15 protein-coding genes are annotated in these 13,540 nt (G+C 64.2%); 9 read left to right on the top strand and 6 right to left on the bottom strand.

Annotation, left to right across the window (positions count from 1 at the left end; genetic code table 11):
- Window positions 1-19: 19 nt before the first annotated feature.
- The 3 genes from BG61_RS20905 (at window position 20) to BG61_RS20895 (ending at window position 2,143) form a co-directional block, all read left to right on the top strand.
- A complete protein-coding gene (locus BG61_RS20905; protein WP_035925026.1) occupies window positions 20-334 on the top strand; it encodes a high-potential iron-sulfur protein in 315 nt (104 codons plus the stop codon).
- 177 nt (window positions 335-511) lie between these two features.
- A complete protein-coding gene (locus BG61_RS20900; protein WP_035924882.1) occupies window positions 512-1,819 on the top strand; it encodes an MFS transporter in 1,308 nt (435 codons plus the stop codon).
- Window positions 1,820-1,831: 12 nt separating this feature from the next.
- The gene (locus BG61_RS20895; RefSeq protein WP_035924879.1) at window positions 1,832-2,143 is read left to right on the top strand and encodes a cupin domain-containing protein; all 312 of its coding nucleotides are present in this window, start codon (window positions 1,832-1,834) and stop codon (window positions 2,141-2,143) included.
- 25 nt (window positions 2,144-2,168) lie between these two features.
- On the opposite strand, the gene BG61_RS20890 is transcribed toward BG61_RS20895, so the two are convergent.
- On the bottom strand, window positions 2,169-2,441 hold the full coding sequence (locus BG61_RS20890) for a hypothetical protein (RefSeq protein ID WP_035924876.1): 273 nt from the start codon (window positions 2,439-2,441) through the stop codon (window positions 2,169-2,171).
- Window positions 2,442-2,527: 86 nt separating this feature from the next.
- Window positions 2,528-3,286 (bottom strand): Mut7-C RNAse domain-containing protein, encoded by a 759-nt coding sequence (locus BG61_RS20885; RefSeq protein ID WP_035924875.1) that lies wholly within the window; start codon window positions 3,284-3,286, stop codon window positions 2,528-2,530.
- On the opposite strand from BG61_RS20885, the gene BG61_RS20880 reads away from it, so the two are divergent.
- From BG61_RS20880 to BG61_RS20865, 4 genes are all read left to right on the top strand, one after another.
- Window positions 3,274-4,260, top strand: a complete 987-nt coding sequence (locus tag BG61_RS20880; RefSeq protein WP_306434143.1) for an NAD(P)-dependent oxidoreductase — start codon at window positions 3,274-3,276, stop codon at window positions 4,258-4,260. The genes BG61_RS20885 and BG61_RS20880 overlap by 13 nt on opposite strands.
- Before the next feature lie 85 nt (window positions 4,261-4,345).
- Window positions 4,346-4,972 (top strand): LysE family translocator, encoded by a 627-nt coding sequence (locus BG61_RS20875; RefSeq protein WP_035924873.1) that lies wholly within the window; start codon window positions 4,346-4,348, stop codon window positions 4,970-4,972.
- A gap of 243 nt (window positions 4,973-5,215) precedes the next feature.
- Complete coding sequence (locus BG61_RS20870; protein WP_035924871.1) at window positions 5,216-5,662, top strand: hypothetical protein; 447 nt, start codon at window positions 5,216-5,218, stop codon at window positions 5,660-5,662.
- A 7-nt stretch (window positions 5,663-5,669) separates the two neighbouring features.
- Window positions 5,670-6,035, top strand: coding sequence for a response regulator (locus BG61_RS20865; RefSeq protein ID WP_035924869.1), 366 nt, complete (start codon window positions 5,670-5,672; stop codon window positions 6,033-6,035).
- Window positions 6,036-6,309: 274 nt separating this feature from the next.
- Here BG61_RS20865 and argC read toward each other — a convergent pair whose 3' ends face one another.
- From argC to BG61_RS20850, 3 genes are all read right to left on the bottom strand, one after another.
- Window positions 6,310-7,257, bottom strand: a complete 948-nt coding sequence (gene argC / locus BG61_RS20860) for an N-acetyl-gamma-glutamyl-phosphate reductase (RefSeq protein WP_035924868.1) — start codon at window positions 7,255-7,257, stop codon at window positions 6,310-6,312.
- A 136-nt stretch (window positions 7,258-7,393) separates the two neighbouring features.
- Window positions 7,394-7,960: a flavodoxin family protein gene (locus BG61_RS20855; protein ID WP_035924866.1), complete on the bottom strand. Its 567-nt coding sequence runs from the start codon at window positions 7,958-7,960 to the stop codon at window positions 7,394-7,396.
- 229 nt (window positions 7,961-8,189) lie between these two features.
- Window positions 8,190-8,792, bottom strand: a complete 603-nt coding sequence (locus BG61_RS20850; RefSeq protein WP_051672687.1) for a YbhB/YbcL family Raf kinase inhibitor-like protein — start codon at window positions 8,790-8,792, stop codon at window positions 8,190-8,192.
- A 284-nt stretch (window positions 8,793-9,076) separates the two neighbouring features.
- On the opposite strand from BG61_RS20850, the gene BG61_RS20845 reads away from it, so the two are divergent.
- A complete protein-coding gene (locus BG61_RS20845; RefSeq protein WP_035924862.1) occupies window positions 9,077-9,799 on the top strand; it encodes a response regulator in 723 nt (240 codons plus the stop codon).
- 76 nt (window positions 9,800-9,875) lie between these two features.
- On the opposite strand, the gene BG61_RS20840 is transcribed toward BG61_RS20845, so the two are convergent.
- The gene (locus tag BG61_RS20840; RefSeq protein WP_035924861.1) at window positions 9,876-10,562 is read right to left on the bottom strand and encodes an orotate phosphoribosyltransferase; all 687 of its coding nucleotides are present in this window, start codon (window positions 10,560-10,562) and stop codon (window positions 9,876-9,878) included.
- A 561-nt stretch (window positions 10,563-11,123) separates the two neighbouring features.
- On the opposite strand from BG61_RS20840, the gene BG61_RS20835 reads away from it, so the two are divergent.
- On the top strand, window positions 11,124-13,397 hold the full coding sequence (locus BG61_RS20835; RefSeq protein ID WP_035924858.1) for an NADP-dependent malic enzyme: 2,274 nt from the start codon (window positions 11,124-11,126) through the stop codon (window positions 13,395-13,397).
- Window positions 13,398-13,540 lie beyond the last annotated feature (143 nt).

The following is a 13,540-nucleotide window of genomic DNA, read 5'->3' as shown; positions in this document are numbered from 1 at the left end:
ATACACGGAGTCAAGCATCATGAAAACAAGCCGTCGCACGTTTCTCATATCCAGCATCGGCGTGGCGTCGACGCTGGCGCTCACCCGCACCGCCTTCGCCGCCGACCCCGTCAAGGTCCCGGAAAGCGATCCGACCGCGCAGGCGCTCGGCTACAAGCTCGACGCGAGCAAGGTCGACAAGGCCAAGTTCACGCGCTACGCCGCGGGCCAGGATTGCGGCAACTGCTCGTTCTACCAGGGCAAGGCAAGCGACGAATTCGCGCCGTGCCCGATGTTCGCGAACAAGCTGGTGGCGTCGAAGGGCTGGTGCAACGCCTATAACAAGAAGGCCTGAAGCAGCAGCGAGCCAGTAAAAAGCGCGTCCGGCCGGAAGGCTGGACGCGCTTTTTTCGTCCCTTGATAACCATGCGCCCCCTAATTACACTCGCCAAGGCACCAATTCGTTAAGCGCCGGATGCAATTGCGGCGAATAATCAACCGAAGCAGTGCGCCCGGCGGGCGGGGAGCATACATGGCAACAGCGAATCGCAAGGCGGGCAGGCTGCCGAACACGCGCGCGGTAGCGGCCGCCGTGATCGGCAATGCGCTCGAATGGTACGACTTCACCGTGTTCGGCTTCATGACAGTCGTGATCGCGCAACTGTTCTTCCCGAGCCACAGCGATTATTCGTCGATTCTCCTCACCACGGCCACCTTCGGCGTGGCCTTCGTGATGCGGCCGGTCGGCGGCATCGTGCTCGGTCTCTACGCCGATCGCGCCGGACGCAAGGCGGCGCTGACCATGGTGATCGGCCTCATGACGCTCGGCATCCTGATGCTCGCGATCGCGCCGCCGTATTCCGCCATCGGCATCGGCGGGCCGCTCATCATCGTGTTCGCGCGCCTGCTGCAAGGTTTCTCGGCGGGCGGCGAGTTCGGCAGCTCGACTGCGCTCCTGATCGAAGCCGCGCCGTTCTCGAAGCGCGGCTTCTACGGCAGCTTCCAGATGGCGAGCCAGGCGGCCGCGCTCCTGTTGGGCGCGCTGGTCGGCGCGGCGATCTCGCGCGGCATGTCGCCCGAGGCGCTCAATTCGTGGGGCTGGCGCGTGCCGTTCATTCTCGGGCTCGTGATCGGGCCGGTCGGCTTCTACATCCGCCGCAACATGACGGACACGGAAGCCTTCCTGCACGCGAAGAAAACCGCCCGCCGCGCGACGCTTGGCGAGGTGTTCGCGAGCCACGGCCGCGAGGTGCTGTGCGGGCTCGGCTCGGTGATCGCGCTGACGGTGACGGTCTACGTGCTGATCGGCTATCTGCCGACCTTCGCCGTCAAGCAGCTGAATTTGCCGTTCGCGCAGTCGTTTACGGCGCTGATCGTCGGCAATCTGCTGCTCACCGTGCTTTCGCCGGTTGCGGGCGCGTTGTCGGACCGCATCGGCAGGAAAGGGCTCTCGCTCTGGTCGCTCCTCATCACGCTCGCCTTGATCTATCCGCTCTTTTCGTGGCTCGCCGCCGAGCCGAGCGTGGCGCGCCTCGTGATCGTGCAGGCGCTGCTCTCGATTGCGCTCGCCGGCTACTACGGCCCGTTCGGCGCGCTGATCGCGGAACTCTTTCCCGCGCATGTCCGTTCGACCGGCCTCTCGCTCGCCTATAACATCGCGGTGATGCTGTTCGGCGGCTTCGGGCAGTTCATCGTGACGTGGCTCATCCGGACGACCGGCTCGCAGCTCGCGCCGACCTTCTACGTGATGGCGGGGCTCGCGCTTTCCCTCGTCGCCGTGGCGTGCATTCCGGCGACGCGCCACGCCGACGTCGACGAGGGGCGCAATCTCATCCGCTAGGTAGCGACAACCATGAAACTCATCGAAAGTGAAAGCTTCAGGGCGGAGCGCGCGTGGGGCGCGCTCGACGTCTGCGTGATGAACGGCATCTCGTGCCGCCTGCACTGGACCGACCAGCCGTACAAGTGGCACGTGAACGACGGCGAGGAAGTCTTCGCCGTGATGAACGGCGAGGTGAGGATGCACGTGCGCCGCGACGGGCGGGAAGAAACGCTTGCGCTGAAAGCCGGCGACATCTTCCACGCGCAGGCAGGCGACGAGCATTTCGCCGAGCCAGTCGGCGAAGCGCGCATTCTGGTGATCGAAAAGCAGGGCAGCGTCTGAGCGCTGCCGCCTTGCGCGCTGGCTCCTAGCGCGTGAGGCCGGCGGCCACCAGCAGTTCCGCCAGCGCTTCGGTCATGCCGCCTTCGTGCGCGGCGGCGCGTTCCTGCAGTTGCTGGACGAGCGTGGCGTCGAGCTTGCACGCGAACGGCACGAGCCCTTTCTCCTGATCCAGGCGGCGCTGCTCGCGACGGTCGAGCTTCGGCTGCGCCGCGGCCGCGCCGAAACGCGCCGAGCCGCTTTGCTTCAGGTCGTTGGCGAGCTTGAGCGCCTTGTTCTTTTCGAGGTCGAATTTCTTCACGCGAAGCTCCGGGGCGAAGGGTTGAACGCGAGTTCAACGATGGGAAAGCCGCGTATTGTACGAGACTGGTGCGAGCGCGGCGGCGCTTACGCGCGGCCTGCGTCGGCGAGGGCGTCGATGCGCTCGCGCATCCGCTTCCAGTGCGACCCTTCCCAGAACACGCGCCGGCACACGTCGCAGGTGACGAAGCGCGTGTGGCGCTCGCGCACGCCTTCCGGCACGCGGCCGTCGAGATCGCCGGAACGGGCGGGCCGCAGCGGCGCGTTGCACATCAGGCACAGGCGAAACGCGCGCACATGCGGCGTCAGATCGAGCCGTTCGGCGATTTCGCGCCATTGCGCATCGGCTTGCAGCGCGCGGACGTAGCAGCCGTACACCACCGTGCGGCGCTTGAGCAGTTCGCGGTCGCGCGTGAGAACGACGCGGTGCTCGTCGAGCGCGAGTTGCTCGATTTCGTCGTCGGGGAAATTGTTGTCGTAGCGGGTGTCGAAGCCCGCAAGCCGCAGCAGTTGCGCGAGCGCACCGAGATGCGCATCCGCGACGAACCGCAAGCCCGCGCCGCGCAGCGGCGGGCGCAAAAGCAGCGCGCCCGCGTGCATGCCCTCCGGGACGCCGTTGCGCGGATACACGTCGATGCGATCGCCCTGCACGATGGGCGCATCGAACCCCGCCGGCCTGCCGTTCCTCACGATCAGTTCCACTTCGGTATGCGGCACGCCGAGCGCTTCGATCATGTGCTTGATCGACGACGCCTTCGGGCATGCGCACGTGAACGCCTGCTCGCGCTGCGGCCGCGCCAGAAAATCGTTCAGCTCGCGATGGAATCGGAAGCATGCGTGGATCATCCAGGAAGTATCGCATCGCTTCACGCTGCATGCTTCGGGACGATGTGATCTACTCGCTCTCTGATTGTTCACGGCACGAATTCGGCCACGAGGAGGAAAGCATGGATATCGGTTTCATCGGACTCGGCGGGATGGGCAGCGCGATGGCGGGCAACGCGCTGAAGGCGGGCCACGCGGTGCGGGTGTGGAACCGCTCGCCCGGACCCACGAAAGCGCTCGCGGATCAGGGCGCGTCGGTTGTCGATACGCCCGAGCAGGCCTTCGCGGGCGACGCCGTGTTTTCGATGCTCGCCGACGACACCGCGCTGCGCACGGTGCTGGTCGACGGCGGCTTGCTCAGGCAGGCGCCCAAGGGCATCGTGCACGTCAACATGGCGACGATCTCGGTCGCGCTCGCGGAGGAACTGACCGCGCTTCACGCGCAGCACGGCGTCGCGTACGTGGCGGCGCCGGTGCTGGGCCGCCCGGACGTCGCCGCGGCGGGCAAGCTCAACATTTTCGCCGCCGGGCCGGGCGAGGCGATCGACCGCGTGCAGCCGGTGCTCGACGCGATCGGGCAGAAGACGTGGCGCGTCGGCACGACGCCGCAGCATGCGAACGTGCTCAAGCTGGCCGTGAACTTCATGCTGGCATCCGCGATCGAGACGTTCGGCGAGGCCGCGGCGATGGTGTCGGGACACGGCATCGATCAGCAGATGTTCCTCGATCTCATCACGAGCACGCTGTTTCCGGGGCCGGTTTACCAGGGCTACGGCAAGCTGATCGTGGAAGACCGCTACGAGCCCGCGCTCTTCAAGGCGCGGCTCGGGCTGAAGGACGTCCGGCTCGCGCTCGCCGCGGCAGAAGCGGTCAATACGCCGCTGCCGGTCGGAAGCGTCGTGCGCGACAACCTGATCGACGCGATCGCCCACGGCGAGGGCGACAAGGATTTCGCGGTGCTGGGAAAAGTCGCGGCGAGGCGGGCCGGCCGCTGAAATTGTCAATTAACGTGTAAGTGGTAGGCCACGGCGTATCCAGGCGTCATAATCCGCACCTATCTCAAAATTGGTGCACGCCCCGATGAACCTGCACACGTGGTGGCTTTTCGTTGCAACCGTCTTTGTCGTATCCGCCATTCCGGGGCCGAACATGCTGCTCGTCATGACGCACGGCGCGCGGCACGGCTTGCGGCGCGCGGGCGCGACGATGGCCGGCTGCCTCACTGCGCTCGTGCTGATGCTGTCGGTATCGGCGGCGGGCCTGGGCGTCTTTCTCGAAGCCTGGCCCGCGACGTTCAATACGCTGCGGTTCATCGGCGCGGCATACCTGATCTGGGTCGGCGTGAAAAGCTGGCGTGCACGGGTGAGTGAAATCGATCTCCCGAAAGCGGATGAGATGCACGGTCATTCTCATCTAACGCTGTTTCGCAGCGGCTTTCTGATCGCAGGCAGCAATCCGAAGGCGATTCTGTTTGCCGCCGCCCTGCTTCCCCAGTTCATCGACGCAGGCCGGCCGGTCCTTCCGCAATTCGCCGCGCTCGTATCGACATTCGCCGTGATCGAGGTCAGCTGGTACCTGATCTACGCGGGTCTGGGCACGCGCATCGGCGCGAAACTCAAGAGCCAGAGCGTCGCTACGGCGTTCAACCGGCTGACGGGCGGCATCTTCGTCGGCTTCGGCGCCATGATGGCGCTCGTGCGGCACTGAGCCTACGTGTCGCTTGCGCGTCACAAACAATATGAAAAATAGGGTGGCGTTCGTGCGACGATTCGTCTGCACGAGCGAACGGCAGCGAAACGCACGTACGTTTCCTATACTTGGTGCGCTGCTTGCTACTCCTTGGTATGTTTCATTCGCTTTCGAACATACGCGTGCGGCGCCAGCGAACAGACTGGCTGTCGAAGATGTTGCGTCGATCGAGAAGAACAGCAAAAGAGGGAGGCGCCCCACATGCATCAGCTGAATCGAGCGACCGCGTTTGCAGGCCTCGCTGCTGCGGCCGTTTGCGGGGCGTCGTTCGCGCCCGGCTTCGCGTCTGCCGACGATACCCCGAGCCCGTGCGCGGCGCTCAAGCGGATCGTCGCGGCGTCGCCCGGTTTCGCGGCGCTGAATCCCGACGACGGCAAGGCGGCCGCGCTCCCCTACGGCGAAGACGCCCAGTGCGCCGCGACGCACGGCAGCTATCAATGCACGTGGACCTCACGCGGCGGTTCGAGCGCGGACGCGCTGCAGGCGGTTGCCGCCGACATCGCGTCGTGCCTGCCCGACGCGACGCACGACCAGAACTCCCCATCCCGCCAGCACTTCTATCTGGGAGCGCGCGGCCACCGCACGGAGATCGTTGCGGCGACGGCGGGAACCAACAAGTTGAAGCTCGTGGTTTCGGGCAACAAGTGAGGCGGACGTGACCAAGCGCATCCTGATAGCCGACGACGATGACGACGCGCTCGCCGGGCTTGCAAATCTGCTGAATGGAATGGGGTACGAGGTTGCACTCGCGGCGAACGGGGCGCAGGCGGTGGAGGTCGCGCAGCAGTTCGCGCCCGAAGTCGTGATCCTCGATCTCGGCATGCCGATGATGGACGGACTCGCCGCCGCGCGGGCGCTGCGAAATACGCCCGGCGGGCGCGGCGTGCTGCTGGTGGCGCTGACCGGCTGGGGCCAGCCGCAGCATCACGAGATGACGCACGATGCGGGTTTCGACGTCCATCTCGTGAAACCGGTGTCCACTGATCAACTGGGCTTTATTCTGTCGATGACGCAGCCGTAGGCATTTTGGGGAGGCGGGACGGGGCGACCGGGTACGATCGGTCGTATTGTTGCGATGCACCAATAATTTTGGTATAGTCGTTCCTGTCTCCTCCATGTCTCCACTGATATGGATTCAGCCCGCCAGCTTGGCGGGCTTTTTTTTGCCCGCGCGTGCCGTGCGCGGGCCCGCGACCGTCTGGCCCCGCCAAAACAAAAAGCCGACCCGCCTTTCGGCGAATCGGCTTCGGTCCATTCCGGCGCCCGCGCGCTGCGAAGACAGCGCAGTTGCGCTTTCAGCGATTGAGACCGGCTTCTTCGTCGGCGCCGATGTGCAGGTTCATGCACTGGATCGCCGCCCCCGACGCCCCCTTGCCGAGGTTGTCCAGCCGCGCGACGGTCACGAAGCGCTCGTCGTTGCCGAACACGAAGATATCGACCCGGTTCGTGTCGTTGCAGGCCTGCACGTCGAAAAAGCCGTCGTCCAGGTTGCTCTCGGCGTTGAACGGCATCACGCGCACGAACGGCTCGTTCGCGTAGTACTCCGCCAGCATCGACTGCACGTCCTTCGGCTTGGCCGCGCGCGCGAGCCGGCCCGGCGAGAAATAGGTCGTGACCGCCAGCCCTTTTAGGAAGTTGCCGACGATCGGCGTGAACACCGGCGCGTGCTTCAGTCCCGAGCGCACGGCCATTTCCGGCAGATGCTTGTGCGTGAGGCTGAGCGCGTATGGGCGCGGGCTCGTGAGCTTCGCGTTTCCGCCCGCTTCGTAGTCGGCGATCATTTTCTTGCCGCCGCCGCTGTAGCCGGTGATCGAGTAGGCGTGCGCGTCGAAGTTGGCCGGAACCAGCCCGCCCGCGACGAGCGGCTGCACCGACAGCACGAACGCCGACGCGTGGCAGCCCGGCACGGCGATGCGCTTGGCCGTGCGCAGCCGCTCACGCTGTGCGCGGGTGAGCTCGGGCAGGCCGTACGCCCAGTCGTCGTGGGTGCGGAACGCCGTGCTGGCGTCGATCACGCAGGTGTTGCCGTTTTCGACGAGCGACACCGATTCCCGCGAGGCCACATCCGGCAGGCAGAGAAACGTCACGTCCGACGCGTTGATCAGGCGGCGGCGCTCCTCGACGTCCTTGCGCTTCGCCTCGTCGATGCGCAGCACCTCGATGTCACGGCGCTCCGACAGGTACTCGAAAATCTTCAGGCCGGTGGTGCCTTCCTGTCCGTCGACAAATACTTTCGTGGTCATCTCGATCTCGCTGGTTCGGGCCCATCACGCGGCGCGCGTGAGGGCGGAAAGGCGATATTTTAATGCGCTTCGAAGTCAGCGCGACGGCGCGGTGCCGAATTCGCCAAATGGCCGATGCGCAGGCTGCCGCGCCCGCCTACGCCGCGATCCAGCGCGCGGTGACGGCCGCGATGCGCGCGCCGAACGCCCTCGCCGTTTCGAGATCGCCGGGCGGCGGCGCTTCCTCAGGCGACGCATCCGCCGGCGACTGCGTGAGGAGGCCCGTGAAGCCGCCGACGAAGTTCAGGTCGTTGCGCGTCGCCGCCTTCGTGTTCGACGGCATCATGCCCGTGCCCGTCCAGATCATGCCGTGCTGCATCGCGAGCGTGACGAAGTACGAGATGGTCAGGAACTTGTCGCCGTTCATGTGCGCGGAGTTGGTGAAGCCGGCCGCGATCTTGTCCTTCCACTTCTGCGCGAACCATGGCTTCGAGCTCGCATCGGCGAATTTCTTGAAGTCGGCCGACGGGCCGCCCATGTAGGTCGGGGCGCCGAAGATGATGGCGTCGGCGGTGTCGAGTTCGGCCCAGAGCGCGTCGTCGAGATCGCCGACGGCGATCAGCTTCGTGTCCGCGCCGGCTTCCTGTGCGCCTGCCAGAACGGCTTCCGCGACTTTTCTCGTATGGCCGTAGCCGCTGTGATAAACGATGAGAATCTTCGACATGGGATTTCTTCCGTTCCTGCGGATGCGAAGGCGCGCGCCGCGTGCGTTCGTTGAAGTGTTCGCGCGCGGCGCGCGCAGCGTCGCGACGAATCGACCGGTCGTGCATGCCGGAAAAGTCAGCCGGACCAGTCTAGCAAAGTCAGACTGAGGTCCGGAACATCCGGTAACGGGCGCGAATCGTCTGATGACGTTCGGCGCGGTGGCTCGGCGGGCCCCGCAACCCGTGCCGCTACCGGCCGTAAGTGAAGATCAGCTGGGCGGTAGCGAGCGTCGTCGCGCGGATCTCGTGCTCGAACATCAGCGCCGGGCGCCCCTGGCGCAGGCGCAGATCGTCGCTGTCGAGCGCGTACACCGTGATGACATAGCGATGCGGCTTGCCCGCCGGCGGGCATGGGCCGCCATAGCCGTCGACGTCGAAATCATTGCGCGATTCGACCGCGCCCATCTTGCGCAGGGCGCCGGATGCGCTCGCGTTGCCCGGCAATTGCGTCACGGTCGCGGGAATGCCGGCGACGGCCCAATGCCACCAGCCGCGCCCGGGCGCATCCGGGTCGATCATCGTGATGGCGAAGCTGCGCGTCGCGGCGGGCGCGCCGTGCCAGGAAAGCTGCGGCGAACGGTTGCCGCCCTTGCAGTCGGTCTGGTCGAAGAGCAGCGACGGCGGGACGGGCTTGCCCGCCGGCAGGTCGGTGCTCGTGAGAGTGAAAGTCGTTTGCGCGGACGCGCGGGGCACGTTAGCCGCGATTGCCGCCGCGCAGAGCATGGACAGCGCAAGGCAAGAACGTCGGAAACAAGACACAGCAAGACGCACGTCGGAACATGCCAAGCGCATGGTGCGGGTTCTCCTGTCAGCGGCATCGGTGCCATAGCAGCGTTTCGCCAACTGTAACGATGTTTTTTGTTTCGGAAATGCGCTTTATGTCAGGTTCGAGTTTAACATTGCAACAAAGCATTAAATATTGGTTGTGAATTTGAGAATGACATGAGGCGCCGCCTGTGCGATTCTCATGCCACAGACGCCCCCGAACATTCGGTTTCGAATGGACATCAAATGGACGACAGCACCTTGACGCTAATTTGCGCGGCATTTGATCAATTTCTAGCGAGAGGTAAATAATGAGCCAGCGTATCAAGGTCATTATCGCGGACGATCACCCTGTCATTTTGTTTGGTGCGGCGCAAGCGCTGCTCAAATTTCCCGAAGTCGAGGTGGTCGGGCAGGCTCGTCAATCCACCGAATTGATTCAGCTTTTACAGAAAACGCCGTGTGATGTAGTCGTTTCCGATCTGGCGATGCCGGGCGGTCAATATGGAGACGGCATGCCCCTGCTCGGTTATATCGGGCGCCAGTTTCCGTCGGTGCGCATTGTCGTGTTGACGATGCTCGAAAATCCGGCGCTGCTCAAACGCCTGCGCGAAGTCGGCGTGAATGCGGTCATCAACAAGGCCGACGACCTGAGCCATATCGGGCTTGCCGTCGTCAGCGTGATGCGGGGCAAGGAGTACGTCGGGCCCTCGGTGAAGAAGGCGCTCGACAGCATGGGGCTTTCCGAGAGCGGACTGCAGCGCGATGTGGTTTTGTCGAAACGAGAACTGGAAGTGGTGCGCCTTTTCGTCTCGGGGATGACGATTACCGAAATTGCCGCGCAATTGCGGCGCAGTATCAAAACAATCAGCACGCAAAAAAATACTGCCATGCGCAAACTCGGCATCGAACGCGATTCCGAATTGTTTCAATATGCGCAAAGCAATGGATTATTGAATCTCTCGGCCTATGTCGGTGACGGTCATCTTGATGAACCGCCTTTACCCGACGCACCGAAGGCTGCGGGAGAATAAGTATTTTTTGGCTGCACAAATAAAAAAGCCGCTGGCAGAAAACCAGCGGCTTTTTCCGTTTATATCACCTTCATGATTATTGCGGAGCCGCCGTGGCGCCGCCATGCGCCGCCGACCACTCGGCCGGCGCGTGCAGGAATTTCTCGACCTCGTCGAGCGTCTTGGCTTCAAAGTAGCCCGATTCCTTCGCGACGCGCAGCACGTCCCACCACGTGGCAAGCGCGTGCAGATCGACGTCGATGTCCTTCAGCACGGACACGCTTTCCTTGAAGATGTTGTAGTGAAACAGCACGAAGCAGTGGTTCACAGTCGCGCCGGCGGTGCGCAGCGCGTTGATGAAATTGATCTTGCTGCGGCTGTCCGTGGTCAGGTCTTCCACCAGCAGCACGCGCTGTCCTTCGGTCAGGAGACCCTCGATCTGCGCGTTGCGGCCGAAACCCTTCGGCTTCTTGCGCACGTACTGCATCGGCACCATCAGGCGATCCGACAGCCATGCGGCGAACGGAATGCCGGCGGTTTCGCCGCCCGCGACCGCGTCGATCTGCTCGTAGCCGACATCGCGCAGGATCGTGGCCTCGGCCATCTCCATCAGACCGCGGCGCACGCGCGGATACGAAATCAGCTTGCGGCAGTCGATATAGACCGGGCTCGCCCAGCCGGACGTGAAAATGTACGGTTTCTCGGCGTTGAAGTGCACTGCCTGAACTTCCAGCAGCATTTTCGCGGTGGTGTCGGAGATCGTCTGGCGATCGTAGCCTGTCATGGGCGAATCCTTGGGACGTGGGTGGCGCTTGGAGAAGCGGAGATGGCCTCGCGGACCATGGCGCAGCGGATCAACGGAATGATCGGAAAACGGGGCCGGAAACCGGCCCCGTTTTCCCGCGTTGGTGCCGGTTTGGTGCCGATTGCTTCCTTCCGGCTTGGTGCCCGTTTGGTGCCGGTTCGGTGCCGCTTTACCGCCGCCTTACTGCCGAGTGCATCCGTTCGCTGCGCGCGTAGCCCGCGATTTTACCCGACTGGGCGCCGCTGGGCGAGCGGCAGACTTGCGGCGGATCGCTGGCCCGTGCCTCCGACACCCGTGCGCCAAAGACCCGCTGAGCGCCCAGACACGAATGCTGCTTCGCGCCATTCAATGCGCGAGGTGTACACTAATTGTCCCTAAAAACAGCTCCATCCGTCGATTTCATCCGGAATCGGCGCGATGCGCGCCTACCCGGCGCACCGGGCCGCCGCACGATCGATCCATCGATTCACATACTCCCGCGGCGCATGTCGCCGGCGGCGTGGACCCTGTCAAAAAATTCTTAAACGTCTCAGGCTAATCATGGACGAACAACTGAAGCAAAGCGCCCTCGCGTATCACCAGAACCCGAAGCCCGGCAAGATTTCGGTCACGCCGACCAAGCCGCTTTCCAACCAGCTCGACCTGTCGCTCGCGTATTCGCCGGGCGTCGCCGCCGCGTGCATGGCGATCTTCGACGAGCCGCTCGACGCCCAGAAGTACACCTCGCGCGCGAACCTGGTCGGCGTGGTGACGAACGGCACGGCCGTGCTGGGCCTCGGCAACATCGGGCCGCTAGCCGCCAAGCCGGTGATGGAAGGCAAGGGGTGTCTCTTCAAGAAATTCGCGGGCATCGACGTGTTCGACATCGAGCTTGCCGAAACCGACCCGGACAAGCTCGTCGAGGCGATCGCGATGCTCGAGCCGACGCTCGGCGGCATCAACCTGGAGGATATCAAGGCGCCGGAATGCTTCTATATCGAGAAGAAGCTGCGCGAGCGCATGAAGATCCCCGTCTTCCACGACGACCAGCACGGCACCGCGATTATCGCGTCGGCGGCGATCCTCAACGGCCTGAAGGTGGTCGGCAAGAAGCTCGACGAAGTGAAGCTTGTCTGTTCGGGCGCGGGCGCCGCGGCGATTGCGTGTCTGGACCTGCTCGTCGACCTGGGGCTGAAGAAGTCGAACACGCTCGTCGTCGATTCGAAGGGCGTGATCTACGAGGGCCGCGGCAATCTGGATGCGTCGAAGGAGCGGTATCAGGCGAGCACGGACGCGCGCACGCTGGCGGACGCCATCGACCGGGCCGACGTGTTCCTCGGCTGCTCGAGTGCCGGCGTGCTGAAGCCGGAAATGGTCAAGGTGATGGCGGACAAGCCGCTCATCCTCGCGCTCGCCAATCCGGAGCCGGAAATCCGCCCGGAAGAGGCGAAGAAGGTGCGCCCGGACTGCATCATCGCGACAGGCCGTTCGGACTATCCGAACCAGGTCAACAACGTGCTGTGCTTCCCGTTCATCTTCCGCGGCGCGCTCGACGTGGGCGCGACCACGATCACCGAGGCCATGAAGCTCGCGTGCGTGCGCGCGATCGCGGAACTCGCGGAGGAAACCGATCAGGGCGATGAAGTCGCGAAGGCCTACGAAGGTCACTCGCTCGAATTCGGCCCGGAGTACCTGATTCCGAAGCCGTTCGATCCGCGTCTCATCATCAAGATCGCGCCGGCGGTGGCGCAGGCCGCGATGGAGTCCGGCGTGGCGACGCGTCCGATCAAGGACATGGACGCGTACCGCGAGGAACTGGGCACGACGGTCTATCGCACGGGCATGGTGATGCGGCCGGTGTTCGCGGCGGCGAAGTCGGCGCCCGCGCGCATCGCGTTTGCCGAAGGCGAGGACGAGCGCGTGCTGCGCGCCGCGCAGTTCGTGCTGCTGGAAAAGATCGCGCAGCCGATCATCATCGGCCGCCCGGCGGTGGTGGAAATGCGCCTGAAGAAGATGGGCTCGAAGCTGAAGCCGGGCGTCGATTTCGAGATCGTCAATCCCGAGGACGATCCGCGCTACCAGAAGGCCTGGCAGGAATACCACAGCATCGCGGCGCGCGAAGGCGTGACGCCGGAGAGCGCGAAGGCGGCGCTGCGCAAGTTCAACACGCTGATCGGCGCGATCCTGGTTCGCACCGGCGACGCCGACGGCATGATCTGCGGCCTCATCGATACCTATCAGGACCATCTGAAGTTCATCGAGCAGGTGCTGGGCAAGGCGGAGGGCGTGCAGAACTTCGCCGCGATGAACCTGCTGATGTTGCAGGGGCGCAATCTCTTCATCAGCGACACCTACGTCAATGAACTGCCGACGCCCGAGCAGCTCGCCGACATGACGATTCTCGCGGCAAGCGAAATCGAGAAGTTCGGCATTCAGCCGAAGGTTGCGCTGGTGTCGAATTCGAATTTCGGCAGCGTGCCGACGGCGTCGGCGAAGCGTATGGCGGAAGCGCGCAAGCTGATCGCGCAGCGGGCGCCGCACCTGGAGGTGGATGGCGAAATGCACGGCGACGCGGCGTTGTCGGAGGCCGTGCGCAAGTCGTCGTTTCCGGGCACGACGCTGCACGGCGAGGCGAATCTGCTGATCATGCCGAACGTGGAGGCGGCGAACATCACGTACAACCTGCTCAAGATGGTGAGCGGAGAGGGCGTGACGGTCGGGCCGTTCCTGCTCGGCGCGAGCAAGCCGGTGCATATCCTGACGCCCGCGGCGACCGTGCGGCGGATCATCAACATGACGGCGGTGGCTTCGGCCAATGCGCGGGTGGGGAAGTGACGAAGTGAGGCGGTGACGGCTGCGCGCCGGCTTGGCGCGCCATCGTTCCAAAGCGGCGATCCGAGGTTTGGGTCGCCGTTTTTTTGTTTGTGCCTATGGCGTTTGGGTCATTGCCTTGCATAGTCTCAAGAAAATGCAGCCCT

This window comes from Caballeronia glathei (genome assembly GCF_000698595.1).
Taxonomy (GTDB): Bacteria; Pseudomonadota; Gammaproteobacteria; order Burkholderiales; family Burkholderiaceae; genus Caballeronia; species Caballeronia glathei.
Note: the sequence above shows the minus strand (reverse complement) of the source record. Positions and strands in the feature narration are given on the sequence as shown.